The following is a 25800-nucleotide window of genomic DNA, read 5'->3' as shown; positions in this document are numbered from 1 at the left end:
GGCAGTGCACATCGCGGGCATGAGCAAGACAGCATTGATCACCGGCGCGTCGCGCGGCCTTGGGGCCGCTCTGGCAGAGGCTTTGGCCCCCACCCACCACATCATCGCCGTCGGTCGCACGACCGGCGCGTTGGAAGAGCTGGATGACCGTATCCAAGCCGAGGGTGGCAGCGCCACACTGGCCCCGATGGACATCACCAACGCCGATGCGATGGCGGTGCTTTGCCGGGGCATCCATGACCGCTGGGGCGGGCTTGACCTCTGGCTGCACTGCGCCGTGCACGCAGCCCCACTAACGCCCACCGATCACATTGACGCCAAGGATATGGAGAAATCCATCGCGGGCAATGTCACCGCCACGGCGCGGCTGATCACCTTTGTCTCCCCGCTATTGGGGGCCGATGGCACGGCGGTCTTCTTTGATGATCCGCGTGCTGGCACGAAATTCTTCGGCAGCTACGGGTCGACCAAGGCCGCGCAGATCGCGCTGGCGACCTCTTGGCAGGTCGAGACCGCGCAGATCGGCCCGCGCGTGCATATCCTCACCCCCGACCCGATGCCCACTGCCACCCGCGCGCGTTTCTTTCCCGGTGAAGACCGCGCAGCGCTCAGTGACACCGCCACGCAGGCCGCTGCGGTATTGGCGCAACTGTCGGAAAACTCCGCCTTGTGAACCGCGCGGCACCGGCGCGCTGCGCTTGCCGCCGGTCCGCCCCTCGCCTATCAAGGCAAAAAGGGGCCTTTCATGCGTATTTTGATTACAAACGATGACGGCATCAACGCGCCCGGTCTGGCCGTGCTGCGGGCCATTGCCGAGGAATTGACCGGGCCCAAGGGCGAGGTCTGGACCGTCGCACCCGCGTTTGAGCAATCCGGCGTCGGCCATTGCATCAGCTACACCAAGCCGATGATGATCTCGCAATTGGACGACCGTGTCTTTGCCACCGAAGGCTCCCCCGCTGACTGCGTTCTTGCCGCGATCCACGACACGATGACCGCCGCGCCACCCGATCTGGTGCTTTCGGGCGTGAACCGGGGCAACAACGCGGCTGAGAACGCGCTTTACTCCGGCACGCTCGGCGGCGCGATCGAGGCGGCCTTGCAGGGTCTGCCCGCCATCGCCCTGTCGCAATACTACGGCCCCGCCAACCGCGATCTGGCTGATCCGTATGAGGCCGCAGCCCAGCACGGCGTCGAGACCTGTCGCCGGATTCTGGACCATAGCCCCAGCGAAGAAGCGGCCTACGGCTTGTTCTACAACGTGAACTTCCCACCCGTCGCAGGCGCCGATGTGCGCGGCATCCGGCTCGCCCCTCAGGGCCGCCGCCCCGGCACCGGGTTTTCCACCGAAGCGCATCTGTCGCCCTCGGGCCGCCGCTTTTTGTGGATCAAAGGCGGCGACCAGCGCGTGCAAACAGCGCCCGGCAGTGACGCCTGCGTGAACCTTGATGGCTATGTCTCGGTCACGCCAATGCGCTGCGACCTGACCGACCACGCAGCGCTTGAAACATTGTCAGGCATCAACGGATGAACGAAGAGCCGATCTCTGAGGCGGAACGCAAAATGCAGTTCCTCTATGCGCTGCGCTCCAAGGGCGTGACCGATGCGCGCGTGCTGACAGCGATGGAAGCGATCGACCGCGGCCCTTTCATTCGCGGCCTCTTTTCCAGCCGCGCCTATGAGGATATGCCCCTGCCCATCGCCTGCGGTCAGACCATCAGCCAGCCTTCTGTGGTGGGGTTGATGAGTCAAGCCTTGCAGGTATCGTCGCGCGATAAGGTGCTCGAAATCGGCACCGGCTCGGGCTATCAGGCCGCGATCCTCAGCAAGCTCGCGCGGCGGGTCTATACGATCGACCGGCACCGGCGCTTGGTGCAAGAGGCGCGCGGCGTGTTCGAGGCGATGGATCTTAACAACATCACCGCGATCACCGCCGATGGCAGCTTTGGCCTAGCCGAACAGGCACCCTTTGACAGGATCATCGTGACCGCCGCCGCCGAAGACCCGCCCGGCCCCCTGCTGGCCCAGCTCAAAGAAGGCGGCATCATGGTGCTGCCCGTCGGCCAATCCGACACCGTCCAACACCTCATCCGCGTGCGAAAGACCGCTGATGGGCTGGAATACGACGAATTGCGCGCCGTGCGCTTTGTCCCCCTGCTGGAAGGCTTGGGCAAGGACGGCTAATAGGTTAGAGAGACACGGACAACGCCCCTTACCGTCTGGGGCGAAGATGAGGACTTGCAGATGCGCCAAACACGCTTGCGCCGCCCCATGCGGCTGACCCTAATGGCCGGGACCAGTGCGATACTGCTGGCAGGTTGCGAAAATCAGCCACTGGATTACGACATGCGCAGCACCTTTGGCGATGGCTTTTCCACCGCCGAAGCGGCACGCGGCCCCTTGGCGGACCGCCCCAAGCCCGACGCCCGGGGCGTGATCGCTTACCCCAATTATCAAGTCGCCGTCGCCCGCCGTGGCGATACGCTGAAAGACGTCGCCGCGCGTGTGGGGGCCGACAGCGGCGAACTCGCACGCTACAACGGCATTGATCCGGGCGTCCCGCTTCGCCAAGGAGAGATCATCGCCCTGCCCCGGCGGGTCGCCGAGCCTGCCCCCGGCACCAATGGCGCCGTTGATATCACCACCCTTGCGGGCAGCGCCATTGACCGCGCCCCGGCGACGCCGAGCGTGCAAACGCAAAGCCTGCCCCCTGCAAGCACCGGCACCACCGCGCCGCAGCCCACAGCGCCTCAGCCTAGCGCGCCGCAATCGGCGAAAGAGCCGGTGCGCCACCGGGTCGAGCGTGGCGAGACCGCCTATACCGTTGCGCGCCTCTATAACGTGCCGGTCAAAGCGCTGGCGGAGTGGAACGGCCTCGGCCCCGATTTCGCGATCCGCGAGGGGCAATTCCTGCTGATCCCGGTAGAGAAACAAGCGCCCCCACGTCAGGCGACCAACACCGCATCCAGTGCCGCCGCCTCGCGCCCCGTGCAACCTGTCACCAGCGCGCCCGGCGCGGGCAGCCCCACGCCGACGCCCCCCTCGGCGGCCAAACCGCTGCCGCAGGATGAGACGGCCAAACCATTGCCTCCCAAAGTCGAGCCGAAAGAGCCTGTGGCCGATGTCGGCAAGCCCACCGCCCCAGCAAAAACGACGAAGATGACGCCGCCGGTTCAAGGCTCCATCATCCGCGCCTATTCCAAGGGCAAGAACGAGGGCATCAACATCAAGGGCAACCCCGGCGGGCCGGTGAAGGCCGCCGAAGGAGGCACCGTGGCCGCGATCACCAAAAGCGCCGAGGGCATCCCGATTGTCGTGGTGCGCCACCCGGACAACCTGCTCACGGTCTATGCCAATGTGGACGGCGTGAATGTCGCCAAGGGCGATACCGTCAGCCGGGGCCAGCAGATCGCCAAACTGCGCGGCGGATCGGAATCGCATGTGCATTTCGAGGTCCGCAAGGGCTTCGAGAGCGTCGATCCGACGCCCTACATCCAGTAATCAAACAAAAAAGGCCCGCAGAACTTGCGGGCCTTTTTGCTGAAGCACCAGCAGGCGCGCTCAACCGCCCGAAACGGGAACGCCTTTCCGGCCCGCCAAATCCACGAAATATTGCCAAGCCACACGGCCCGACCGCGCCCCGCGTGTGGCCTGCCATTCGACAGCCTCTGCGCGCAGGGTGTCGTCGTCGATCTCTACGCCGAAGGCATCGCAATAGCCGCGGATCATCGCCAGATACTGGTCCTGATCGCAGGGATGGAACCCAAGCCAAAGCCCGAAACGATCGGAGAGAGAGACCTTTTCCTCGACCGCCTCCGAGGGGTTGATCGCACTGCCCCGCTCATTTTCGATCATGTCGCGCGGCATCAGATGACGGCGGTTCGAGGTGGCGTAGAGCACCACATTCTCGGGCCGCCCTTCGATGCCGCCATCCAGCACCGCCTTCAGCGACTTGTAATGCGCGTCGTCATGGCCAAAGCTCAGGTCATCGCAAAACAGGATAAACCGCTGCGACGCCCCGCGCAGCAGGGTCAGTAGCCGCCCGACCGAGGGCAGGTCTTCGCGCTGCAGTTCTACGATGCGCAACGCTTCATGTGATACTTGAATATTCGCGTGTATCGCTTTGACAAGACTGGATTTCCCCATGCCACGCGCACCCCAGAGCAGCGCGTTGTTCGCAGGCAGACCCGCCGCGAATTGGCGGGTGTTGGCCAAAAGCGTATCCCGCGCCCGGTCAACGCCAATCAACAGTGGCAGGTCAATCCGCGCGACCTGCGGCACCGGCACCAGACGGTCGGGGTCGGTGTGCCAGACGAATGCCGTCGCCGCGTCAAAGTCGGGGGCTGACAGCGGCGCCGGAGACATGCGCTCCAGCGCCGCCGCAATACGGTCCATCGGGTCGTCGATCACAGCAGGTCTTCCTCGTCTTCGTCGTCAAAGTAGCCCTCTTCGCGCAGCTTCTCGTCGCGCTTTTTCTCCACCCGGCGCACAAGGAAGATCGAGATTTCATAAAGGCCATAGACCACAACAAAAAGGATCACCTGCGTGATCACGTCCGGCGGTGTAACCAGCGCGGCCAACACGAGGATCGCCACCACCGCGTATTTGCGCACGTTGCCCAGACCTTCGGAACTCACCAGCCCGGCCTTGCCCATCAGGGTCAGCAGCACGGGAAGCTGGAAGCACAGGCCAAAGGCCACGATGAACTTGATCGTAAGCGAGAGGTATTCCTGCGCCGAGCCTTGGAATGCGATGGCCGCGATGCCGTTCTCACCCTCTGGCCCCTCACCGACGAGCGTGCCCGCCTGCTGGAACCCAAGGAAGAAATCGAAGGCCAGCGGCGTGACGACGTAAAAGGCAAAGGCCGCACCAAGGAAGAACATTACCGGCGAGGAGATCAAGAAGGGCAGAAAAGCGCCCTTTTCGTTCTTGTAGAGACCCGGTGCCACGAAACGCCACAGCTGGTAGCTGATGAAGGGAAAGCCCAGCACCAGACCACCCAAGAGCGAGATCGAGATCGCAACGAAGAAACCTTCTTGCAATTTGATCAGGATCAGCCCGCAATCCTCTTGGCCCCGTTCCGCCATGGCCGAGCACAGCGGTTCGGTCAGGAAGTTGAAGATCGGATTCCAGACGGTAAAGCAGATCACCATACCGATGATGAAGGCGATGACCGAATGGATGAGCCGCGTGCGCAGTTCGGCCAGATGTTCGATCAACGGGGCCGAGCTATCGTCGATCTCATAGTCGTCGGAAGCGCTCATTTAACTTACTCTTTTTTCGCAGCGGGTTTGGCTGCCGCTGGCTTTTTGGCGGCAGGCTTTTTCGCAGCGGGTTTCTTAACAGCAGGCTTTTTCGGCGCTGCTTTGGCCGCTGCTTTGACCGGCGCCGCTTTGGTTGAGGCCGCTTTAGCAGGCGCCGCCTTGGCTGGTGCCGCGTCTTTCTCAATCACGGGCCGTGCCGGTACAGCTTTCGCAGCTTCGTCCCGGGCCCGGGTCGCGTCAGACAACTTCGCCTCTGCCGCCTCGGCCTGAGACATGGCTTCTGCCGCTTCGCGTTGCTTGCGCTCGGCTGCGGCGCGGGCGGTGCTGGCTTGGATCTTCTTCACATCCTCGGCCTTTTGCGCCGCCAATTTGCCGGTCTCGCTCTCGGGGTCAAAGTTGGTCAGTGAGCGGGTCGCGTCCTTCACCTCATCCATGGCGCTGCCCAGCGGGTTGGTCGCGGTTTTCAGCGACTTGTTCAGCGACGACGACATCTCGCGCATACCGCTTTCGTCGGCGGCGTCATTCATGGCCTGACTGAATTCACGCGCCATGCCCTTGGCCTTGCCCACGAATTGCCCGACGCGCCGAAACAGCACGGGCAGATCCTTGGGGCCGACCACGATCAGGGCCACCACGCCGATGACTAAAAGTTCTGTCCAACCCAGATCGAACATCGGGTTACACCCGGTCCTTGTCGGCCTTCAGGTCGGTCTTGGGATGCGTGCCTTGATCGGTATGCTCGGGCAGGTCGGCATGGTGCACTTCGTCGACATGTTTGATGTCGTCGCTGCGCTTGGTCTCTTCTTCGCCTTCGCTGATGCCCTTTTTGAAGCTGGTGATGCCTTTGCCAACTTCACCCATAAGCGAGGAAATCTTGCCGCGGCCGAAAAGCACCAGCACGACAACCGCGATCAGCAGCAGGCCCGGCAGTCCGATATTGTTCAACATGTCTGTTCTCCCATCATGTTTGGCGCAAGTCATGCAGCGCCGTCCTGCCTGTGATAGCGGGCGGCGGCAGGACCATGAAGGGGCAAAGCGGCGGAAGGGCGGTGCTGCGGGCGAAGGACTGCCGATTTTCGGGCGTGCAATTTCCTTTAGGACATGTTTTTGTCAGGAGCGTCAGGAGGCGTCATGGTGTCAGCGAAAACCGAAGATCGGCTCGTGCGGTTGATCGACAGGCTGCGGGATGGGCGGCTGCACCGGGCCGAGGATTTGGCCCGGCTGTTTGGCGTCTCCCCTCGCACGATCTACCGCGATATGGGCAAGCTTAGCGCGGCGGGCCTGTCCATCGCCGGGACGCGGGGCGAAGGCTACCGGATCACCCCGGCGATCACCCTGCCCCCGCTGACCTTAACCCCGTCTGAGTTGGAGGCGCTGAACCTCGGCCTTGCCGTCGCGGCAGAGGTTGGAGACCCCGCCTTGCAGGGCGCGGCAGAAACATTGGCCGCCAAGTTCGACGCAGTTTTGCCGACCGAGACCATCGTAGAGGGGGCCGCTTGGTCGCAGGCGCTGGCGGCACAGGGCAATGCCACACGGGTTTTTGCCCATCTGCCGGTGCTGCGCGCCGCCGTGCTGGCGCGTCAGAAGCTGCGGATCGGGGTCGCGGGGAAAAAGACCCGAATACTACGGCCACTGAAGGTAGAGAATTGGGGGCGGTTTTGGATGCTGACCGCCTGGTGCGAAGATGAAAAGGGATTTGCTGCCTACGCGCTCGATCAGATCGAAAGCGCCGAGGCCTTGCCGGAGCTGTTCGTCGACGAGCCGGGCAAAACGCTGGCTGACTACCACCCCTAGCCCGGAATCAAGGGCGCAGGTGCGCCGGGCTGACCCAGACCGCCCGGACGGTCTGGCCCCCGGCTCAGGTCTTCAGTTGCCAACCGGTCTGCGGCGGCAATAACGCCTCGACACTCGCCTGCGCGATCACGATGGTATCCTGCCCTGTCGACACGTTCAGCCCACCCTTCACGGCACGTACCTCGGCCCGGCCACGCGGCAGATTGGCCACCAGCGCGTCGACATCCACCTTTTCTGGCTCTTGCACCGCCACGGTAACCTGCACGCGCATTTGGTCCGGGGTCACGTCAAGCGCGCCGAAAAGCAGCAGAGAGGAATGGCGCAGGGCATCCTCGATCGCGCGGGCGGCGGCTTTGGTATATTCCATCCCGTGCAGATCGTTGCCCATGCCCATTTCGATGATGATCCGCTGCTCAGTCATCGGCAGGCTCCATGTCGAAACCGACGGAAAGGGCCACATTCGCCATGACGGTTGGGTTCCCCTTTCCTTCGGGGCGCGGCACATCCAACCCGCCGTGATGCAGGTTCACCGTCACCTCGCCATAGGGAAAGACCGCGCGCAGCGCTTCGGCGTCGACCAGATCGGGCCGTTGCACGCCCACGTCGAGGGTGATCCGCATGGCGGACCTATCGAAACCGAAAAGCTCTGCCAAATTGATCGAGTTATGCCACAGCGCATCCTGCACCGCGCGTGTCGCGGCCTGCGTATAGTCGGCGCGGCGCAGGGACGACCCCATGCCGAATTCTACCATCAGGGGCTTCATGCCGTCACCGGAAAGACAAAGCAGCGGTCGCGGCGCACGGTCAGCCACATGACGGCGCCGGGTTGCGGCAAAAAGACATTCGGCACCGTGGCCTTGAGCCGCGATCCGTCCTCTTCCAACACAAATTCAACAAGGCTTTCGTTCCCCATAAAGCGCGCGCGTTCCACCACGGCGCGGGCCGGGGTGCCATCGGTCGCCGTGGGGCGTGGGCCTTTGCCTGCACGGTCAAAGTCGATGCGCAGGTGTTGCGGGCGAAAGACAATATTTACCGGCGTGCCATCGGGCACCCCCGGGGCAAGGAATTGGCCAAAGACGGTATCGGCCAGCGCCCCGGTCACCGTGGCCTCAAGCACATTGGCATCGCTGAAAAATGCGACAGAGGCGCGATCGACGGGCCGCGTATAGACGTTATAGGGCGCGCCCTGCTGGACGATCTTGCCGTCGCGCATCAGCGCGATCTCATCGGCCATGCGCATCGCCTCATCCGGCTCATGGGTGACCAGCAGAACGGCAGTGTCCTCTTCTTTCAGGATGCTCAGGGTCTCATCGCGGATGCCGTCGCGCAAACGGTTGTCGAGGCCGGAAAACGGCTCATCCATCAGCATGATGCGCGGCTGCGGTGCCAACGCACGGGCCAGCGCCACGCGCTGCTGCTCCCCGCCCGAAAGCTGGTGCGGATAGCCGTCGATATAGCGCAGAAGGTCCACCCGTTCGAGCAATTCCTCAATCCGCTTGCGCTTCTCGGCCTTGGTGCCCTTCTTGAGGCCAAAGCCCACGTTGTCGGCCACGCTCAGATGCGGGAACAGGGCGAAATCCTGAAACATCAGCCCAATCTCGCGCCGCTCTGGGGGGACGCGAAACATGGTGTCGCAGATCAGCTTGCCATCGACGTGGATCGTGCCGCTGTCTTGCATCTCAACGCCGGCGATCATGCGCAGCGTGGTGGATTTTCCGCAGCCCGAGGGGCCGAGCAGACAGGTCACCTGCCCCGGCATGATCTGCAAAGACACGTCATCGACAACCTGCCGCCCGCCATAGGCGCGGCGCAGATTGCGGATTTCCAGTCGGGGGGTGGGGTCACTCATGGAAACTGCGGTATCCGATCAAATCACTCGGAAACCCAGCTATCAGCCCCGCCGCGCCCCCGCAAGCACCGCTGCGAACCCGGCCAGCAGCACGATCACGCAAATCACCAACAATTGCTCGTATTTATGCCCCTCGGGCAGGAGGGCCGCCACCGGCGCCCAGCCCCGCGCGAAATAGGCCGCAGCCCCCAGCATCGCGGCGGCAAAGGCGGCGAGATAACTCCAGACCGCGATGCGGCGCCCCGCCACCAGCCCCACCAGCAGCACCGGGGTAAGGAACATTGACGCGGTCCCGCTGACCGCCACGGCATCGAAAAGCGTGGCATTGCCCCAGAGCGTCAACAGCGCACCAAGCGCCATGAACCCCGCCATCACCAGCCGCCCGCCCCTCAGGCTGCGCGGCGCTATGCGCCATTCTTCGACCATCAGCCGCGCGGCCGAGGCCAATGCGGAATCGAGCGTCGACAGTGCCGAGACCAGCAGGGACAGCATCAGCGCCACGAAGATCCAGCCCGGAAACATCTGCCCCCATGTGCCGATCAATTCGCCTTCATAGGCCGCACCGGTCAGGCTGGCTTGGATGCCGAAAAAGCCAAAGCCGATGATGCAGAGTGTCGAAATCCAAAAGGCGTGCAGGAAAGAGGCCCGCGTGGTTGCCTCATCGGCCAGAAAGCCACGGTCCATCATCACCGGATCATGGGCGGGGTAGGAGAAGACCTGCAACAGGGCGACCGCCAAAAGCACCCAACCGTTGTAGGGCCCCGAGACGCCCGGCGCACTCAGCACCGCGCCAAGCTCGAACCCCGGGCTTAGCAGCAGCGCGCCAAGCGCAAGGCCGAAAACAACAAGAAAGACCAGCATCTGCACCACATCCGTGCGCAGCGCGGCGGAAAGCCCGCCCCATGCCGAATAGCCAAAGCCCAAAGCTGCAACGATCAGCACCGCCAGCGTGCCAGACCCGGGCCAGACAGCCTCGAAAATCAGCGCGACGACCAGCAGATTGGCAAAGACCTCGGACAGCAGCCGCAGCCCGATCACGAGGTTATAGGCCGTCGTGCCCGCGCTCCCGAACTGCCCGCCCAGCCAGTCCTGCACCGAGCGCGCCCCGCCGCGGCGCAGGTGGCCGACGATATAGCCGCCCGTAAGGAATGAGCCATAATAGGCCGCATAGGCCAGTGTGCCTGCGATGCCGTAGAAATAGCCTAAGATCGCGGCGTTCATCAGGCTGCGGGCGAAAATCCATGTGGTGACTTGGCTTAGCACCAGCACCCAAAGCCCCGGTGCACGGCCCGCCGCGTTGGCCCCGCCAAAGAAGCCTTCGACCGTTGCGCGGCGCGGGGCCACCAGCAGGCTGGCAAGGATTATGGCCGCGAAAAGAAGGACAAGAACGGTGGTTTGCATGCGGACGGACCTTTTGCGAAAAGCTGACCCTCAAGGGTTAGCCGCCGCCCTCAATCCCCGCCAGCGCTGAAACCGCTGCTGTCAGGAATGTGATCCGATGCGAAGTGCAATGGCCGGGACGCGCGCCCCGGCCAAGCTCTGCTTACATGGTGAGATTGGTGCCGCCGCCATCCAGCAGCAGGTTCTGACCCACGATGAAGCCCGCGTGCTGCGAACAAAGGAACGCACAGGTCGCGCCGAATTCATCACGGGTGCCGTAGCGGCCTGCGGGAATGCGCGCCTGCCGCTCGGCGCGGGCCTCGTCCAGCGTGATACCCTTGGCCTTGACCACACCCGCATCCAGCGAATCCGCGCGGTCGGTGGCATGGATGCCCGGCAGCAGGTTGTTGATCGTGACCCCCTTGCCCGCGACCTGACGCGCGGTGCCCGCGACATAGCCCGTAAGCCCGGTCCGTGCCGAGTTACTCAGCCCCAAGACAGCAATCGGCGCGCGCACCGACTGGCTGGTGATGTTCACGACCCGGCCCCAGCCGCGCTCCATCATGCCGGGCACCAGCGCTTTGATCAACGCGATGGGGGCCAACATATTCGCGTCGAGCGCCTTGATGAAATCTTCGCGGTCCCAGTCATGCCACATGCCCGGAGGGGGGCCGCCTGCGTTGTTGACGAGAATGTCACAGCCCTCAGCGGCCTTGATGACCAGCGCCTGCCCCTCCTCGGTGGCCACATCCGCCGCCACGGTGACGACCTCGACGCCATAGTCCTGACGGATACGTTCTGCCGACGCCTCAAGCGCCTCGGCGCCGCGTGCGTTCATCACAAGGTTGACCCCTGCCGCCGCCAGCGCTTCGGCGCAGCCAAGGCCAAGCCCTTTGGACGAGGCACAGACCAGCGCCTTCTTCCCCTTGATTCCCAAATCCATTTTGCGATTCCTCCTGTGCATTTGCATATGCCTACCACGCCCTGCGGCCAATGCCAGCAAATCACCCGGGCCTTGACCCATCCGGGCCACAATTCTACCTTATCCCGCTGGCGAAAGCCCCAAAGCAAAGGCCCGTCATGTCCCGCACCCGCACCGCCCCTGCACAGAACATCGCCGTCTACCGCGCCGGGCAATTTTGCGCGAGCGACGGGGCGAATATGGGCGATACGCTGGGTTTTGCCGCCGAATTGGTGTTGGATGATGTTTATGAACTGGACCTTGCGGCAGAGCCACAGCGCCTGTCGTTACTGACCCAGCCGGGCGATCAATTGCGTCTTGCCGAGGATACCGGCGTGGGCACTCCCGGCGCGGACCTGCACCTTGATAGCCTGCTGACGCTGATGTCGCCCGACGGGCAAACCCAAGAGGCGCTGCTGCTGGTCGAGGTTGATGGCAAGGGCCACGCGGCTGAGGTGTACCTTTTGCCGCTAGGCCCGCTGACACCGCAAACGGGCTACCGTATTGTGGGCATCGACACCCAGACCGCACGTCAGAAATTCGGCCAACTCGCCTGCGTGTCCTTCACACGCGGCACCCATATCTCGCTCAGCACCGGAGAGTTGCGCCCCATCGAAGACCTTCGCGTCGGTGACCGTATCCTAACCCGCGACGACGGCGTTCAAACCCTACGCTGGATCGGTCAAAGCACCCTGCGCGCGGTGGGCGAATTCGCCCCGATCCGCATTCAGGCAGACACGCTGAACAACGAACATGACCTGATCGTCAGCCCCGACCACCGGCTTTTCATCTATCAACGCAGTGACGAGATGGGCGCGGGCCGGTCGGAACTGCTCGTGAAAGCGCGGCATCTGGTCAATGGTGACAGCGTGACGGTGCAGGACGGCGGCTTTGTCGACTACTTCCAACTGCTGTTTGACAGCCATCAGATCATCTATGCCGAGGGGATTGCCGCCGAATCCATGCTGGTCGACAGCCGAACCCGCTCTGTCCTACCGCCGGAAATGGCCGCGGCCTTGGGCGAGGTGATCCCCGGCCATTCCGACCTGCCCCACGCCGGGCTCGATCTGGCCGAGGCGCTGCTCAACCGCCCCGATGCGGCGGCGCTGCTGCGCAAAGCCTCAACCCGTTAGGGGGCCTCAACGGCATAGTGAAACTCTTCCCGGACGATCTTGCCGTCTTTCACGTGGTAAACGCCGATCTCTTCCATCTGAAAGCGGTCGCCGCTTTGCTTGTCGGTGGCGTCGACCTTGAAGACTGCGCTGAACTGCTCATCGCCGAAATAAAATGGGCCAGAGACTTCACTCGCGTGCTCTTCCATCGCGTTTTCCCACCAGTCGTGTTTGCCGTGGATCGCCTTGATCCCATGGGTCTCACGCCCCTGCCCGCCCATATCCGCGGCCTCTACCGAAACGGCATCTTCGGCATATAATTTATCTAGGTTCTCGCGCACCTTGGCGGCACCGGCCCGGGCGCCGTTTACCAACTCTTGAGCAATCTCTTTCAGTTCCATCGCAAATCCCTCCATGTACCACTTATGTTCTCACGCTAGGCCCAGAGCCGATTCGCAGCAATGGCCAGATTGCGCCCGGTCGCGGCGCAGCCTATATGGGGCGGATGTTGGACACGCCGCAAAACCGCCCCGCCCTGCCCGCCGAGATCGCGCGCCGTCGCACCTTTGCGATCATCAGCCACCCTGACGCGGGCAAGACCACGCTGACTGAAAAGTTCCTCCTGTTCGGCGGGGCCATTCAGATGGCTGGCCAAGTGCGCGCCAAGGGCGAAGCGCGGCGCACGCGGTCTGACTTTATGGCGATGGAAAAGGACCGGGGGATTTCGGTCTCGGCCTCGGCCATGTCATTCGATTTTCACAGTGGCGACACCAACTACCGGTTCAACCTCGTCGACACACCCGGCCACTCGGACTTTTCCGAAGACACCTACCGCACGCTGACAGCGGTGGATGCCGCCGTGATGGTAATAGACGGCGCCAAGGGTGTGGAAAGCCAGACGCAGAAACTCTTTGAAGTCTGCCGGATGCGCGATCTGCCGATCCTGACCTTCTGTAACAAGATGGACCGCGAGAGCCGCGACACTTTTGAGATCATCGACGAAATCCAAGAGAACCTCGCCATTGACGTGACACCGGCAAGCTGGCCCATCGGCGTGGGCCGCGATTTCGTGGGCTGCTATGACATGCTGCGCGACCGTCTGGAACTGATGGACCGCGCCGACCGGAACCGTGTGGCTGACAGCATCAAGATCGAAGGGTTGGACGACCCCAAGCTGGCCGAACACGTCCCCGCCGCCCTGCTGGAAAAGCTGCGCGAAGATTTGGAAATGGCGCGTGAACTGCTGCCGCCTCTGGACCTCAAAGCGATGCACGAAGGGACGCTGACGCCGATCTGGTTCGGCTCTGCCATCAACTCTTTCGGCGTGCGCGAATTGATGGAGGGCATCGCCAAATACGGGCCGGAGCCACAGATCCAAGCCGCCACGCCGCGCCAGATTTTGCCCGAAGAAACAAAGGTTTCTGGCTTTGTCTTCAAAGTGCAGGCGAACATGGACCCGAAACACCGGGACCGCGTGGCCTTTGTCCGCCTCGCCTCGGGTCATTTCGAGCGGGGCATGAAAATGACCCATGTGCGCACGAAGAAACCGATGACAATCTCCAACCCTGTCATGTTCCTCGCCTCCGACCGCGAATTGGCGGAAGAGGCTTGGGCTGGTGACATCATCGGCATCCCCAACCACGGGCAGCTGCGCATCGGTGACACGCTGACCCAAGGCGAAGCGCTGCGTGTCAGCGGTATCCCCTCCTTCGCGCCCGAATTGCTGCAATCGGTCCGCGCGGGCGATCCGCTGAAAGCGAAACACCTTGAGAAAGCGCTGATGCAATTTGCCGAAGAAGGTGCCGCGAAAGTGTTCAAACCCTCCATCGGCTCGGGTTTTGTTGTGGGCGTTGTTGGCCAGTTGCAATTCGAAGTGCTCGCCAGCCGGATCGAGCTGGAATACGGGCTGCCGGTGCGGTTTGAGCCCTCACAATTCACTTCGGCCCGCTGGGTGAATGGCACGAAACAAGCCGTTGATAAGTTTACCGAAAGCAACAAACAGCACATCGCTCATGACCACGACGGCGACATCGTTTACCTTACCCGCCTGCAATGGGACATCGACCGGGTTGAGCGTGATTACCCGGATGTGAAACTTACCGCGACCAAGGAAATGATGGTCTGAATTAGCCTCTCCGGTATGGGTCGTAAGCCTTGATTTCGCGCGCAATCATGGCATTCTGGACCCAACCGGGGAGACACGATGACGACGACGACGAAATGGGGGCTGGTTGCCACAATTTTGGCCCCCGCTGACGAGATTAGACGCTTTGCCGCCTACCACCTTGAGGCAGGCGCGCATCGGCTCTATCTATTTCTCGACGCTGAGAACCCAGAGGCTTTCGACAGTTTGAAAGCCCACCCCAAGATCCGCGTCGTCACCTGCGATGATGCCTATTGGCAAAAGCTTTGCGGCAAACGCCCGCAAAAGCATCAGGTCCGCCAAAGCCAGAACGCCACCCGCGCCTATAACCGCGCGGATGATGTGGATTGGCTGATCCATATGGATGTGGATGAATTCCTTGTTGCCGAGCACCCTGTGGGAGAGGTGCTCGCCGCCCTGCCCGCAGCGCAAAAGATCGCCCGCATCCGCCCGATGGAGGCTTTGGCAGGCGATGCGACAGCCTTCAAATCCTTCATTCCAAACGGCCCGCAGCGGGCGCAGATCGTGTCGGCGCTTTACCCAACCTATGGCGAATACGTCAAAGGGGGATTCTTGAGCCATTTGGCCGGAAAGGTCTTTGTCCGCACCGGGATGGCCGACGTTCGCCTACAAATACACAACGTTTTTCAGAATGACGCGATGATTGAGGGGCCAGAGCAACAGCCCGGCATTGATCTGGCGCATCTGCACGCAAAAAGCTGGCCCGACTGGCTGGCCGCCTATCGCTACCGGCTGGAAAAAGGCTCTTACCGTTCCGATCTCGCCCCCAACCGACCCCGTGATCGCGGCGGGCTGTCGATGCATGAGCTTTTTTCCATGATCGAAGCCGAAGGGGGCGAGGCGGGATTACGCGCCTTTTTCAATGAGGTCTGCGCCGACACCCCCGAGTTGCGCGCAACCCTAAAGGCGAAGGGTTTGCTGCGCCTTGCCGATCTCGACCTTGATGCAAAGGTGTCGCGCCATTTCGCAAGTTAAGCGCCTGAGAGGCCAAGTGTTTGACGGCTGGGCTGCAACTTGCTATGCGCTTTCGCAACATGCCGCGGCATATGCCGCCCCTTGGGCCATTCGGGCCGGCTTGTATTGCTGCCGCGGGCCAAGTCAGTGTCCGCTCAACCCGGACGCACATGACAAAATTTACCGATCTAAACCTGAATGCCAAGGTCCTCAAAGCTGTTGTAGAGGCTGGCTACGAATCGCCCACACCTATTCAGGCGGGCGCTATTCCCCCCGCTCTCGAAGGCCGCGACGTCTTGGGCATTGCCCAGACCGGCACCGGCAAGACCGCCAGCTTCACGCTGCCGATGCTGTCGCTGCTCGCCCGTGGCCGCGCTCGTGCGCGGATGCCGCGCAGCCTCGTGCTCTGCCCCACGCGGGAATTGGCCGCACAGGTGGCCGAGAACTTTGACACCTATTCCAAGCACCTCAAGCTCACCAAAGCGCTGCTGATCGGCGGCGTGAGCTTTAAAGAGCAAGACAAGCTGATCGACAAAGGCGTCGACGTGCTGATCGCCACACCGGGCCGCCTGCTGGATCATTTCGAGCGGGGCAAGCTGATCCTCTCGGACGTGAAAGTCATGGTCGTGGACGAAGCCGACCGGATGCTCGACATGGGGTTCATCCCCGATATCGAACGGATCTTCGGCCTCACGCCCTTCACCCGTCAGACGCTGTTCTTCTCGGCCACCATGGCGCCCGAGATTGAGCGGATCACCAACACTTTTCTCAGCAATCCTAAGCGGATCGAAGTGGCACGTCAGGCCACCACGAGCGAGACCATCGAACAGGGCGTTGTCATGTTCAAAGCCTCGCGCAAGGACCGTGAAGCCACCGAGAAGCGCAAGTTGCTGCGTCTGCTGATCGACGCCGAAGGCGAGAAATGCACCAATGCGATCATCTTCTGCAACCGCAAGATGGACGTGGATACCGTTGCCAAGTCTTTGAAGAAATACGGCTATGACGCCGCCCCGATCCACGGCGATCTGGACCAAAGCCAGCGGACCAAAACGCTCGAAGGGTTCCGCGCTGGCGAACTACGTTTCCTCGTGGCCTCAGACGTTGCCGCGCGTGGGCTTGATGTGCCAAGCGTGAGCCATGTCTTCAACTTCGACGTGCCCAGCCACGCCGAGGATTACGTTCACCGCATTGGCCGCACCGGCCGTGCGGGCCGCGACGGCAAGGCGATCATGATCTGCCAGCCCCGCGACGACAAGAACTTTGAAGACGTCGAGCGTCTGGTGCAAAAGGAAATTCCGCGCATCGAGAACCCGCTTGGCAATGCCAAACCGGCAGAAGAGGCGTCTGACGCCCCGGCCAAAACCGATGACAAGCCCAAACGCACCCGGTCGCGCAGCCGTAAGTCGGACAGGCCACAGGCCGATAAGCCACAGGCTGAGCAACCGCAGGCGGACGCGCGCCAAACGGATAAGCACCAGACGGATAGGCCTCAGACGGACAAACCCGTTGAGACCTCCAATGAGGCCAAGCAACCGCAGGCCGAGGCACCGAAAGAGGCCAAAGCCGATGTGACCCCAGAGCGCGAAGCCGAAGGCACGCAGGGCGGGCGCAAATCGCAGCGCGGCGGCAACAATGACAAACCTTCGCGTGGTCGGGGCCGGAATGACAAACGCGGTGGCAACGACAACCGCGTCGTCGGGCTGGGCGATCACACCCCGGACTTCATCGGCCTAAGCTTCCGCGAGCGCATCTAAGACAGCCCCCGCGGGCATGAATTCGCCGCTGATCCCTGCCGGGATTGGCGGCTTTTCCGTCTGTGCTATGTGAGGGGAAACCTCTCAGATAGGACCATTATGCTGCGCCCTGCTCTCTTCGCCCTCACCCTTGCCCTGACCGCCCTTATCTCTGCCCCCGCCAGCGCCGAGCGCTGCCGGGCCGAGGTCAACGGCGCCGAAGTTGTCGTAGAGGCCGAGAATTTCGCCAATTTCGCCGAGGAAGTCGGCGCTCGCGAGCGGCTGATGAATTGGCCCGCGCGGAAATGGAGCAGCCTTTGGGGCGCCCCACCCGCCTGTGACAGCGGGGTGCTGTTCGACTACCTTGCCACCACCGTGCCGCTCAACCAGATCGACGGCTACTGCCTGACCGCCACACCCGAGGATGGGCATTTCCTGATCCCCGGCGCGCGGAACTATCGCGGCTATTGCAAAAAGACCTTTTGCGAACGGGTGAACACTACCAAGGAAGAGACCGTCGAGATCAGCAAGAACATCGCACGATCCGCGGTCGACACCATCAGCCAGCCGGACAACCTACGCGCCGTGGCGCATAAATCCGGGGCCTTCATTTTGACGGGAGGGGCATCCGCACTGAGCGCCAATCTGGCGACTACAGGCTCGACGCTGGCCACCGCGCTATCGACCCCCGCCGCCCTTGCGGCCACGGGGGTGAGCGTGGTCGCAGTGGGCGGCGCGGTCTATATGTGCAGCGGTGGGGAGGAGGTCAGCTCAGACGGCTGACCACCACGGTGACTTCGGGTTTCTTGCCGATTTCGTCGTAAGACGACTGACGTGCGACCTTTTTCAGACCGTCGTTCAGCTTGTCGTCATCCCGCAGGGTGGCGGCTTTCTGACGGTTCAGCCACTGGCTGAGGTCTTGTTCCAGCACATCCACAAGCGGTGCATTGGACCGGCCTGTCTCCGGCAGCCCCATCAGATCAACCCAAGGCTCGCCCAAGGGCTCATCATCCGCATCCAAAATCATGGTCACGGTGGCATGGCCGTTCAGCGCCATGCGGATACGGTCGCGGATCACACCATCCAGCGCGCCGACCTGAACCGACCCGTCCAGATACATGCGGCCCGTGTCGACATGTTCGACCACCTTGGGCTTGTTGCCCGACAGATCGATCATCATACCGTTCACGGCCAAAACGCCGGTGATGCCCTTGGCATTGGCGATCTTCACATGCTCGCGCAGGTGACGGTGCTCGCCGTGCATCGGGATCAGAACCTGCGGTTTGACGATGGCATGCAGCGTCTCAAGGTCCGGGCGGTTCGCGTGGCCCGACACGTGATAGAGCCCCGAGGAATCATCCACCACATCCACACCCTTTTCAGAGAACTGGTTGATGATGCCGATCACGCCACGCTCATTGCCCGGGATAGTCTTCGAGGAAAAGAGGAACAGATCGCCCTCTTTCAACTCGATGCCCTGATACTTCCCCCGTGCCAGCTGCGCAGAGGCCGCGCGGCGTTCACCTTGGCTGCCGGTGACCAGCAGCATCAGGTTCTCGCGCGGAATCGCCCGGGCATTTTCGGGAGAGATGACAGGCGGGAAGTCTGTCATCACACCGGTCTGGATCGAGGCTTCGACCATGCGGTTCATTGCACGGCCCAGCAGAACGATCGACCGCCCTGCCCGCGCGCCCGCTTCTGCCAGCGTTTTGACCCGCGCCACGTTGGAGGCAAAGGTTGTGGCGACGACCATGCCCTCGGCACTGCTGACCAGTTTTTCGATCTCCGGCCCAACTGTCGCTTCCGAGCGGCCGGGATGAGCGGAGAAAACATTTGTGCTGTCGCAGATCAGCGCATTGACGCCATCCTTGCAGACCTCGGCCCAAAGTGCGTCGTCAAAGGCTTCGCCGACGCCAGGGGTGCGGTCGATCTTGAAGTCGCCGGAGTGGATCGTGCGCCCCTCTGGCGTGTCGATGACCATGGCCGAGGATTCAGGGATCGAATGCGAGATCGGCAGGAAGCCCACTTTGAAGGGGCCTGCGGTGATCTGCTCGGGCCATGCGCTTACCGTGGTGACCGCATCTTCGGGGTGGCCGTGCTCAGACATCTTCCGGCGGGCGATATTGGCAGTAAAGGCACGCGCATATATCGGCGCTTTCAGCACCTCATAGGAATGCGCGATGGCGCCAATGTGGTCTTCGTGGGCGTGGGTGATAAAGATCGCTTCGATCTGATCGCGACGTTTCTTCAGCCAAGAGATGTCGGGCAGGATCAGGTCCACGCCCGGCGTGCTGTCCATGTCCGGAAAGGCCACACCTATGTCGACGACGATCAGCCGTTCTTTCCCGGGTTTGCCGTAACCGTAGACATAGGCGTTCATGCCAATTTCACCCGCCCCACCGAGGGGCAGATAGATAAATCGTTCGCTGCTCATATTATTCAGCTTTGTCCTTATTATAATCGTGGATCACGGTCAGGCCGTGCATCGTGAGTTCATCTTGATAATCATCGAACAGGTCGACTGCCTGCTGAAACAGCGGTGCCAGACCCCCCGTGGCGATAACGCGCATGGGTCTTGCACGTTCCGCCCTTATGCGCTCACATATCTCACGAACCAGTCCGACATAACCCCAAAAGACACCGGACTGCATACAGGCGACGGTATTGGTGCCAATGACGTTCTGAGGTTTGGAAATATCGACATGCGGCAGGGCGGCCGCAGCGTTGTGCAGCGCCTCTAGGCTGAGGTTCACCCCCGGCGCAATCACCCCCCCAATATAGGCGCCATCATCAGCGACCACGTCAAAGGTCGTGGCGGTGCCGAAGTCCACCACGATCAGGTCACCGCCATAGAGGTCATAGCCTGCCACTGTGTTCACCAAACGGTCGGGCCCGACCTGCGTGCCTGCATCCACGCGCACGTCAATGGGCAGCGCACACCCGGGTTTGCCCACCACGAAAGGGCGCGTGTGAAAGTAGCGGTCCGCCAAAACGCGCAGGTTGAACACCACCCGTGGCACGGTTGAGCTGATGATCATATCGGTGATGTCAGCGTCAATATTTTGCAGCCGCATCAGCGTGTTAAGCCAGACGTAATATTGATCCGCCGTGCGTTTCCATTCGGTCGAGGTGCGCCAAGTGGCGATAAACTCTTCCCCGTCCCAGATCGAGAACACGGTATTCGTGTTGCCGCAATCAATTGCCAGAAGCATGGTGCCTCCCCTCCCCCAGATTTTAGAAAAACACATCCGCTGCGGTGATGGGCACCGCGCCGTCGCGGGTGCGCAGGATCAGATTGCCTGCGCCGTCTACATCTTCGAAAACGCCGGTGATCTCATCGCGCATGGTGCGGGCAGTGATGACCTCTCCGAGCCGCGCGGCATGGGCGAGCCATGCGCTGCGGATCGTGACGAAACCATAGGTGGTGAATTGATCTTCCAGACCGGCATATTCTTGCGCAAGGATGTTAAGGAAATCTTCGGCGCTCACATTCGCCCCCGCTTCGCGGAGGGTCACCGCAGGCAGGGCGCGGGCTTCCAGCGTGCTCGCCTCTGGTCCATGGGCAAGGTTCACGCCGATGCCGATGGCCAGATGATCGCCCACACTTTCAAGCAGGATACCCGCAACCTTGCCGCCTCGCAGGAGCACATCGTTCGGCCATTTTAGGGCAAAGGCATCCTCGCGCCCGGTCACCCCGACGAAAGAGCGGTAAAGCGCCAGCGATGTCACGAAGGACCGCAGCGCGGCGACGCCCGGCGGTTCTTTGCGCGGCATCATCAGTGTGGCCGCGAAATTGCCGCGCGGCGTGGTCCAACTGCGGCCCCGGCGGCCCCGCGCGGCAGTCTGCTCCAGTGCGAGGATCCAAGTCGGCGCGGTCAGCTCTTGCTGTAACCGCGCCGCCTCTGAGAGGGTGGAATCGAGCGTGTCATAGACGCGCCGGCCATAGCCTTCCGGCCAGTGGCTCATGCGCTGATCCGGCCGATCGTCCGCCGCACCGCTCAGTTCACCAGCGACGCCGCAGCCGAGGCGGCCATGCCTTCGACACCGAACATGTTTGCGATCCCGACGATCATAATCACCGCCGACGCCATCAGCACCACGGTCAACACGCCACCGTTCTGGTGATCCAGCGTGTCAGAGCGCTCTTCGCCAAAGTACATGTAAAAGACGATCCGCAAGTAGTAGTAGGCACCGATCACACTGGCGATCACGCCCGCCACAGCGAGCCATGCCATATTGGCATCATAGGCTGCGCGCAGCACATAGAACTTGCCAAAGAAGCCCAGCATCGGCGGCACACCCGCAAGGCTAAAGAGCAGCACCAGCATCGCCAGCGCCCGGCCCGGATTGCTTTTGGCATACATGTTGAGCAGCGTGATATCAGTCACCGGCGCGCCGTCTTTCTGCATCAGCAAGATGAACGCAAAGGTGCCGAGGTTCATCGTCACATAGATCGCCATATAGACCAGCATCGCCTGCACGCCGAAGGCCGTGCCCGCAGCCAAACCCATCAGCGCATAGCCCATGTGGGCAATTGATGAAAAGGCCATCAGACGCTTGATGTTGGTCTGACCAATCGCGGCGACAGAGCCGAAGAACATCGACAGCACCGACAGCAGCGCCACGATCTGGCTCCAATCGTTGACGATCTGGCCGAAGGCGTCATGCATGACCCGCGCGAACAGGCCCATGGCGGCGACCTTGGGTGCCGTGGCAAAGAAGGCCGCAATCGGGGTGGGCGCACCTTCGTATACGTCCGGTGTCCACATGTGGAACGGCACGGCGGAAACTTTGAAGGCAAGGCCCGAAATCAGGAAGACCAGACCAAAGAGGAGCCCAAGCGAGGTGCCGCCGGTTTGCGCCGTGGTGATGATGCCCGCGAAAAGCGTGGTCCCGGCGTAGCCATAAACGAGCGACGCACCATAGAGCAGCAGGCCCGAGCTAAGTGCGCCGAGCACGAAATACTTGAGGCCCGCCTCTGTGGACTTGACCGAGTCGCGGCGCAGCGAGGCCACGACATAGAGCGCTAGCGATTGCAGCTCCAACCCCATGTAGAGCGCCATCAGGTCGCCTGCACTGACCATCATCATCATGCCGACAACAGCCAAGGCCACCAGCATCGGATATTCAAACCGCAGCAAACCGCGCAGTTTCATATAGCTTTCGGACATGACCAAGACAGCCGCCGCCGAGAGCAGGATCGCCACTTTCGCAAAGCGCGCGAAGCTGTCGTCGATGAACATGCCGTGGAAGGCGATGTTGGTGGTGCCGTCGCCGGACATGGCCACCCAAGCAGCCAGCAGCACCATCACCACCGCGGTCACCCAGACGAGCACCCCGGCGGCCTTGTCTTTCGACGTATAGACCGCGCCAAGAAGGCCAAGCAGGGCAAACCCCGCAAGTACAATCTCGGGCAGAATGATGTTCAGATCAGCGGAAATCATGCGCCAAGTCCTTCTTAATGCGAGGCATCGGCGGTCTGCACAGCGGCCTCAGCCGCCTCCAGCGCCATGTCGTAATTGTCAACGAGAGCAGCCACCGACGGCCCGATCATATCCAGCACCAGCGCCGGATAGACGCCCAAGATCAGGGTCATCGCCACCAGCGGCGCAATGATCCATTTCTCACGCGCGGTCATATCGGTGATCGCCTTGAGGCTTTCTTTGATCAGGTCGCCCATCACCACGCGGCGATAGAGCCAGAGTGCATAGGCCGCCGAAAAGATCACCCCGGTCGTGGCCACAGCCGCCACCCAAGTGTTCACTTGGAACGTCGCCATGAGCGTCAGGAATTCACCCACGAAGCCAGATGTGCCCGGTAGGCCCACGTTCGCCATGGTGAAAAACATAAAGACCAGCGCATAGGCGGGCATGCGGTTCACCAGGCCGCCGTAAGCGTCGATCTCTCGGGTGTGCATCCGGTCATAGATCACGCCGACGCTGAGGAAAAGCGCGCCAGAGATGAAGCCGTGGCTGATCATCTGGAAAATCGCGCCATCAATCCCCTGCTGGTTCGCCGCAAAGATCCCCATGGTCACGAAACCCATGTGTGCGACCGAGGAATAGGCGATCAGCTTTTTCATGTCCTGCTGCACCAGCGCCACCAGCGAGGTATAGACGATGGCAATGGCCGACATCCACAGGATCAGCGGCGTCATCACCTCGGACCCGACGGGGAACATCGGCAAGCTGAAGCGCAGGAAGCCGTAGCCGCCCATCTTGAGCAGGATTGCCGCCAGCACCACAGAACCCGCCGTCGGGGCCTGAACGTGTGCGTCGGGCAGCCATGTGTGCACTGGCCACATCGGCATCTTGACCGCGAAGCTGGCAAAGAAGGCGAGGAACATCAGTGTCTGCATGCCGCCGACGATCTGAATCCCCAGCAGCTCAAAGCTCTCGGAGCCGAAGTTGTGGGTCAGCAGGCTGATCTCGCAGCCGCCGATGCAGGTCGTGCCCGCCTCAGTGAACATCGCGACCATCGCCACCAGCATCAGCACCGAGCCGAGGAAGGTATAGAGGAAGAACTTGAAGCTCGCGTAGATACGCTCTTTCCCGCCCCAGATGCCGATGATCAGGAACATCGGGATCAGACCCGCCTCAAAGAAGAGGTAAAAGAGCACCAGATCCAGCGCCATGAACACGCCGAGCATCAGCGTTTCCAAGAGCAGGAAGGCGATCATGTATTCCTTGACGCGGTGCTCGACGTTCCAGCTTGCCGCGATAACCAGCGGCATCATGAAGGTGGTCAGCATCACGAAAAGGATCGAGATGCCGTCGACGCCAAGGCGGTACTTCAGACCCAGAAGCCAGTCGGCTTCATCCACGAACTGGAAATCGGTGTTCAACGGATCGAACTCGAACAGCACGAAGAGCGAGATCAGGAAGGTGACCGTCGTGGTGATGAAGGCCAGCCATTTCGCGTTGCGCCCGGCAGCGGCATCGTCGCCCCGCAGGAAGACCGCGAGGATCAGTGCAGCGAAGGCCGGAATGAATGTGATGATTGAAAGCAGATGCGTATCCATCAGTTCGCTCCTCCGCTCATCGTCATCCATGTTACCAGAACGGCGATGCCGATCACCATGGCGAAGGCATAGGTGAAGATATAGCCCGTCTGTGCCTTACCCGCGAGGCGGGTGAAGAAGGGGATGATCCCCATGGCGACGCCATTGAGCGTGCCGTCGATCACAGTGCCATCGCCGCGTTTCCACAGGAACCGGCCGATCGTTTTGGCGGGACGCACGAAAATCACGTCGTAAACCTCATCAAAGTACCATTTGTTTTTCAGGAACAGGTAAAGCGGGCGTTGGTTTGCCGCCAAACGTCCCGGGACGGTCGGGCTCCAGATATAGAACCACAGGGCCATGACCAGACCGGCCAGCATCGCGATAAAGGGCGAGACCTTAACCCAAGTCGGGGCGGCGTGCGCGTCATCCAGCACGTGGTTGTCGGGCGCAAAGTAAAGCGCCCCCTCACCCGGTGCACCGCCAAAGGCTTCGTGCTGCGCGCCCGCGTCCTGCTGGCCTTCGACCAAAGCGTCGGCACCGTGATCGCCGTCGACCGGGCCGGTGGCACCGTGGTCATCCTCGGCCCCTTCGACATGGGCGTCGCCGCCTTCGGCCATTTCAGCCATCGGGATGCCGTAGAATTTGCCAACCTGATCTGCATGGCCAAAGAAGCTGCCGTACCAAACCATCCCAGCAAAGACCGAGCCGAGCGCCAGAACGCCAAGGGGGATCAGCATGACCATCGGGCTCTCGTGGGCGTGCTCATGCGTGTGCTTGTTGCCACGCGGTTTGCCGAAAAACGTGAGGAAAATCAGACGCCAGCTGTAGAAGCTCGTCATCGCCGCGGCGATCACCAGCATCCAGAAACCATACATCGACCCACCGCCCCAAGCGCTTTCGATGATCGCGTCTTTCGACAGGAAGCCCGCGAAACCGATATACGTCAGCGGGATGCCAACACCGGTGATCGCCAACGTGCCGATCATCATCGCCCAGAAGGTATAGGGGATTTTCTTACGCAGGCCGCCGTAGTTGGTCATGTCCTGCTCATGGTGCATCGCGTGAATGACCGAGCCCGCGCCCAAGAACAGCATCGCCTTAAAGAAGGCGTGGGTGAACAGGTGGAACATCGCCGCCGAGTACATGCCGACGCCAGCCGCCACGAACATATAGCCAAGCTGTGACATGGTCGAATAGGCGATCACACGTTTGATGTCGGTTTGCACAAGGCCGATGGTCGCCGCGACAAAGGCGGTTGTCGCACCGATGACTGTGACAAAGGCCATCGCTTCGGGCGCAAATTCCATCACCGGCGACATGCGGCAGACGAGGAAAACACCTGCCGTCACCATGGTCGCCGCGTGGATCAGCGCCGACACAGGTGTCGGACCTTCCATTGCGTCGGGCAGCCAAGTGTGCAGGAACAATTGCGCCGACTTACCCATCGCGCCGAGGAAGAGCAGGAAGGCGATCAGGTTCGCCGCATTCCAATCGTTCCACAGGAAAGTCACCGTCTGCTCAGCCAAGTCGGGCGCTGCGGCAAAGATATCATCAAAGCGGATCGAGTCCGTCAGCATATAGAGGCC

Annotated in this window: 26 protein-coding genes; 10 read left to right on the top strand and 16 right to left on the bottom strand. The window is 61.8% G+C overall.

Annotation, left to right across the window (positions count from 1 at the left end):
* The first annotated feature begins 19 nt into the window (after nucleotides 1–19).
* From A3722_RS07640 to A3722_RS07625, 4 genes are all read left to right on the top strand, one after another.
* Entirely contained in the window at nucleotides 20–673 is a 654-nt protein-coding gene (locus tag A3722_RS07640) for an SDR family NAD(P)-dependent oxidoreductase (protein WP_067626159.1), read from the top strand.
* A gap of 72 nt (nucleotides 674–745) precedes the next feature.
* A complete protein-coding gene (gene surE, locus A3722_RS07635; RefSeq protein ID WP_067626158.1) occupies nucleotides 746–1531 on the top strand; it encodes a 5'/3'-nucleotidase SurE in 786 nt (261 codons plus the stop codon).
* Complete coding sequence (locus tag A3722_RS07630) at nucleotides 1528–2184, top strand: protein-L-isoaspartate(D-aspartate) O-methyltransferase (protein ID WP_067626156.1); 657 nt, start codon at nucleotides 1528–1530, stop codon at nucleotides 2182–2184. Before surE ends, A3722_RS07630 begins: the two co-directional genes overlap by 4 nt.
* 60 nt (nucleotides 2185–2244) lie before the next feature.
* Nucleotides 2245–3501 (top strand): M23 family metallopeptidase, encoded by a 1257-nt coding sequence (locus tag A3722_RS07625; RefSeq protein WP_067626154.1) that lies wholly within the window; start codon nucleotides 2245–2247, stop codon nucleotides 3499–3501.
* Nucleotides 3502–3561: 60 nt separating this feature from the next.
* On the opposite strand, the gene A3722_RS07620 is transcribed toward A3722_RS07625, so the two are convergent.
* The 4 genes from A3722_RS07620 to A3722_RS07605 are packed head-to-tail and all read right to left on the bottom strand — an operon-like array spanning nucleotide 3562 to nucleotide 6212.
* Nucleotides 3562–4410, bottom strand: coding sequence for an ATP-binding protein (locus A3722_RS07620; protein ID WP_150120067.1), 849 nt, complete (start codon nucleotides 4408–4410; stop codon nucleotides 3562–3564).
* Entirely contained in the window at nucleotides 4407–5264 is an 858-nt protein-coding gene (tatC, locus tag A3722_RS07615; protein ID WP_067626153.1) for a twin-arginine translocase subunit TatC, read from the bottom strand. The genes A3722_RS07620 and tatC overlap by 4 nt, the downstream gene beginning before the upstream one ends.
* Before the next feature lie 5 nt (nucleotides 5265–5269).
* On the bottom strand, nucleotides 5270–5938 hold the full coding sequence (tatB, locus tag A3722_RS07610; RefSeq protein WP_067916044.1) for a Sec-independent protein translocase protein TatB: 669 nt from the start codon (nucleotides 5936–5938) through the stop codon (nucleotides 5270–5272).
* A 4-nt stretch (nucleotides 5939–5942) separates the two neighbouring features.
* Complete coding sequence (locus A3722_RS07605; protein ID WP_067626596.1) at nucleotides 5943–6212, bottom strand: twin-arginine translocase TatA/TatE family subunit; 270 nt, start codon at nucleotides 6210–6212, stop codon at nucleotides 5943–5945.
* Between the two features lie 183 nt (nucleotides 6213–6395).
* Between A3722_RS07605 and A3722_RS07600 the strand changes: the two genes are divergently transcribed.
* Nucleotides 6396–7058, top strand: coding sequence for a helix-turn-helix transcriptional regulator (locus A3722_RS07600; protein ID WP_067626598.1), 663 nt, complete (start codon nucleotides 6396–6398; stop codon nucleotides 7056–7058).
* Between the two features lie 64 nt (nucleotides 7059–7122).
* Here A3722_RS07600 and A3722_RS07595 read toward each other — a convergent pair whose 3' ends face one another.
* The 5 genes from A3722_RS07595 to A3722_RS07575 form a co-directional block, all read right to left on the bottom strand.
* The gene (locus tag A3722_RS07595) at nucleotides 7123–7479 is read right to left on the bottom strand and encodes a Lin0512 family protein (protein ID WP_067626600.1); all 357 of its coding nucleotides are present in this window, start codon (nucleotides 7477–7479) and stop codon (nucleotides 7123–7125) included.
* Nucleotides 7472–7822 (bottom strand): Lin0512 family protein, encoded by a 351-nt coding sequence (locus A3722_RS07590; protein ID WP_067626602.1) that lies wholly within the window; start codon nucleotides 7820–7822, stop codon nucleotides 7472–7474. The genes A3722_RS07595 and A3722_RS07590 overlap by 8 nt, the downstream gene beginning before the upstream one ends.
* Nucleotides 7819–8907 (bottom strand): ABC transporter ATP-binding protein, encoded by a 1089-nt coding sequence (locus A3722_RS07585; protein WP_067626603.1) that lies wholly within the window; start codon nucleotides 8905–8907, stop codon nucleotides 7819–7821. Before A3722_RS07585 ends, A3722_RS07590 begins: the two co-directional genes overlap by 4 nt.
* Before the next feature lie 42 nt (nucleotides 8908–8949).
* Nucleotides 8950–10308: a sodium:proline symporter gene (locus tag A3722_RS07580; RefSeq protein WP_067626605.1), complete on the bottom strand. Its 1359-nt coding sequence runs from the start codon at nucleotides 10306–10308 to the stop codon at nucleotides 8950–8952.
* Nucleotides 10309–10450: 142 nt separating this feature from the next.
* Nucleotides 10451–11230 (bottom strand): SDR family oxidoreductase, encoded by a 780-nt coding sequence (locus A3722_RS07575; protein WP_067626607.1) that lies wholly within the window; start codon nucleotides 11228–11230, stop codon nucleotides 10451–10453.
* Nucleotides 11231–11367: 137 nt separating this feature from the next.
* Between A3722_RS07575 and A3722_RS07570 the strand changes: the two genes are divergently transcribed.
* On the top strand, nucleotides 11368–12381 hold the full coding sequence (locus tag A3722_RS07570) for a Hint domain-containing protein (RefSeq protein ID WP_067626609.1): 1014 nt from the start codon (nucleotides 11368–11370) through the stop codon (nucleotides 12379–12381).
* On the opposite strand, the gene A3722_RS07565 is transcribed toward A3722_RS07570, so the two are convergent.
* Complete coding sequence (locus A3722_RS07565; RefSeq protein WP_067626611.1) at nucleotides 12378–12761, bottom strand: nuclear transport factor 2 family protein; 384 nt, start codon at nucleotides 12759–12761, stop codon at nucleotides 12378–12380. The genes A3722_RS07570 and A3722_RS07565 overlap by 4 nt on opposite strands.
* Nucleotides 12762–12865: 104 nt before the next feature.
* Between A3722_RS07565 and A3722_RS07560 the strand changes: the two genes are divergently transcribed.
* From A3722_RS07560 to A3722_RS07545, 4 genes are all read left to right on the top strand, one after another.
* Nucleotides 12866–14485: a peptide chain release factor 3 gene (locus A3722_RS07560; RefSeq protein WP_067626626.1), complete on the top strand. Its 1620-nt coding sequence runs from the start codon at nucleotides 12866–12868 to the stop codon at nucleotides 14483–14485.
* Between the two features lie 78 nt (nucleotides 14486–14563).
* The gene (locus A3722_RS07555) at nucleotides 14564–15499 is read left to right on the top strand and encodes a glycosyltransferase family 2 protein (protein WP_067626612.1); all 936 of its coding nucleotides are present in this window, start codon (nucleotides 14564–14566) and stop codon (nucleotides 15497–15499) included.
* A 149-nt stretch (nucleotides 15500–15648) separates the two neighbouring features.
* Nucleotides 15649–17232, top strand: coding sequence for a DEAD/DEAH box helicase (locus A3722_RS07550; protein ID WP_067626614.1), 1584 nt, complete (start codon nucleotides 15649–15651; stop codon nucleotides 17230–17232).
* Between the two features lie 99 nt (nucleotides 17233–17331).
* Complete coding sequence (locus tag A3722_RS07545; protein ID WP_067626616.1) at nucleotides 17332–17994, top strand: hypothetical protein; 663 nt, start codon at nucleotides 17332–17334, stop codon at nucleotides 17992–17994.
* Here the strand turns inward: A3722_RS07545 and A3722_RS07540 are convergent.
* From A3722_RS07540 to nuoL, 6 genes are all read right to left on the bottom strand, one after another.
* Nucleotides 17978–19645, bottom strand: a complete 1668-nt coding sequence (locus A3722_RS07540; RefSeq protein ID WP_067626618.1) for a ribonuclease J — start codon at nucleotides 19643–19645, stop codon at nucleotides 17978–17980. The two genes, A3722_RS07545 and A3722_RS07540, sit on opposite strands and share 17 nt — an antisense overlap.
* A 1-nt stretch (nucleotide 19646) precedes the next feature.
* Nucleotides 19647–20423, bottom strand: coding sequence for a type III pantothenate kinase (locus A3722_RS07535; RefSeq protein ID WP_067626620.1), 777 nt, complete (start codon nucleotides 20421–20423; stop codon nucleotides 19647–19649).
* A gap of 22 nt (nucleotides 20424–20445) precedes the next feature.
* Nucleotides 20446–21177, bottom strand: coding sequence for a biotin--[acetyl-CoA-carboxylase] ligase (locus tag A3722_RS07530; RefSeq protein WP_067626622.1), 732 nt, complete (start codon nucleotides 21175–21177; stop codon nucleotides 20446–20448).
* A gap of 32 nt (nucleotides 21178–21209) precedes the next feature.
* The gene (gene nuoN, locus A3722_RS07525; RefSeq protein ID WP_067626624.1) at nucleotides 21210–22655 is read right to left on the bottom strand and encodes an NADH-quinone oxidoreductase subunit NuoN; all 1446 of its coding nucleotides are present in this window, start codon (nucleotides 22653–22655) and stop codon (nucleotides 21210–21212) included.
* A gap of 14 nt (nucleotides 22656–22669) precedes the next feature.
* Entirely contained in the window at nucleotides 22670–24232 is a 1563-nt protein-coding gene (locus tag A3722_RS07520; RefSeq protein WP_201721981.1) for an NADH-quinone oxidoreductase subunit M, read from the bottom strand.
* The coding region (gene nuoL, locus A3722_RS07515; RefSeq protein ID WP_067916040.1) for an NADH-quinone oxidoreductase subunit L at nucleotides 24232–25800 on the bottom strand (1569 nt) is incomplete at its 5' end. The genes nuoL and A3722_RS07520, both read right to left, overlap by 1 nt.

Source organism: Sulfitobacter sp. HI0027 (genome assembly GCF_001634775.1).
Classification (GTDB): Bacteria; Pseudomonadota; Alphaproteobacteria; order Rhodobacterales; family Rhodobacteraceae; genus Sulfitobacter.
Note: the sequence above shows the minus strand (reverse complement) of the source record. Positions and strands in the feature narration are given on the sequence as shown.

Excerpts from the sequence above, each read along its gene's own strand:
- A3722_RS07530 (WP_067626622.1), bottom strand. The coding sequence starts at position 21,177 with ATGAGCCACTGGCCGGAAGGCTATGGCCGGCGCGTCTATGACACGCTC.
- A3722_RS07605 (WP_067626596.1), bottom strand. The coding sequence starts at position 6,212 with ATGTTGAACAATATCGGACTGCCGGGCCTGCTGCTGATCGCGGTTGTC.
- tatB (WP_067916044.1), bottom strand. The coding sequence starts at position 5,938 with ATGTTCGATCTGGGTTGGACAGAACTTTTAGTCATCGGCGTGGTGGCC.
- A3722_RS07520 (WP_201721981.1), bottom strand. The coding sequence starts at position 24,232 with ATGGATACGCATCTGCTTTCAATCATCACATTCATTCCGGCCTTCGCT.
- surE (WP_067626158.1), top strand. The coding sequence starts at position 746 with ATGCGTATTTTGATTACAAACGATGACGGCATCAACGCGCCCGGTCTG.
- A3722_RS07585 (WP_067626603.1), bottom strand. The coding sequence starts at position 8,907 with ATGAGTGACCCCACCCCCCGACTGGAAATCCGCAATCTGCGCCGCGCC.
- A3722_RS07550 (WP_067626614.1), top strand. The coding sequence starts at position 15,649 with ATGACAAAATTTACCGATCTAAACCTGAATGCCAAGGTCCTCAAAGCT.
- A3722_RS07545 (WP_067626616.1), top strand. The coding sequence starts at position 17,332 with ATGCTGCGCCCTGCTCTCTTCGCCCTCACCCTTGCCCTGACCGCCCTT.
- A3722_RS07560 (WP_067626626.1), top strand. The coding sequence starts at position 12,866 with ATGTTGGACACGCCGCAAAACCGCCCCGCCCTGCCCGCCGAGATCGCG.
- A3722_RS07580 (WP_067626605.1), bottom strand. The coding sequence starts at position 10,308 with ATGCAAACCACCGTTCTTGTCCTTCTTTTCGCGGCCATAATCCTTGCC.
- A3722_RS07590 (WP_067626602.1), bottom strand. The coding sequence starts at position 7,822 with ATGAAGCCCCTGATGGTAGAATTCGGCATGGGGTCGTCCCTGCGCCGC.
- A3722_RS07555 (WP_067626612.1), top strand. The coding sequence starts at position 14,564 with ATGACGACGACGACGAAATGGGGGCTGGTTGCCACAATTTTGGCCCCC.
- A3722_RS07640 (WP_067626159.1), top strand. The coding sequence starts at position 20 with ATGAGCAAGACAGCATTGATCACCGGCGCGTCGCGCGGCCTTGGGGCC.
- A3722_RS07535 (WP_067626620.1), bottom strand. The coding sequence starts at position 20,423 with ATGCTTCTGGCAATTGATTGCGGCAACACGAATACCGTGTTCTCGATC.
- A3722_RS07570 (WP_067626609.1), top strand. The coding sequence starts at position 11,368 with ATGTCCCGCACCCGCACCGCCCCTGCACAGAACATCGCCGTCTACCGC.
- A3722_RS07600 (WP_067626598.1), top strand. The coding sequence starts at position 6,396 with ATGGTGTCAGCGAAAACCGAAGATCGGCTCGTGCGGTTGATCGACAGG.
- tatC (WP_067626153.1), bottom strand. The coding sequence starts at position 5,264 with ATGAGCGCTTCCGACGACTATGAGATCGACGATAGCTCGGCCCCGTTG.
- A3722_RS07540 (WP_067626618.1), bottom strand. The coding sequence starts at position 19,645 with ATGAGCAGCGAACGATTTATCTATCTGCCCCTCGGTGGGGCGGGTGAA.
- A3722_RS07630 (WP_067626156.1), top strand. The coding sequence starts at position 1,528 with ATGAACGAAGAGCCGATCTCTGAGGCGGAACGCAAAATGCAGTTCCTC.
- nuoN (WP_067626624.1), bottom strand. The coding sequence starts at position 22,655 with ATGATTTCCGCTGATCTGAACATCATTCTGCCCGAGATTGTACTTGCG.
- A3722_RS07595 (WP_067626600.1), bottom strand. The coding sequence starts at position 7,479 with ATGACTGAGCAGCGGATCATCATCGAAATGGGCATGGGCAACGATCTG.
- A3722_RS07625 (WP_067626154.1), top strand. The coding sequence starts at position 2,245 with ATGCGCCAAACACGCTTGCGCCGCCCCATGCGGCTGACCCTAATGGCC.
- A3722_RS07565 (WP_067626611.1), bottom strand. The coding sequence starts at position 12,761 with ATGGAACTGAAAGAGATTGCTCAAGAGTTGGTAAACGGCGCCCGGGCC.
- A3722_RS07575 (WP_067626607.1), bottom strand. The coding sequence starts at position 11,230 with ATGGATTTGGGAATCAAGGGGAAGAAGGCGCTGGTCTGTGCCTCGTCC.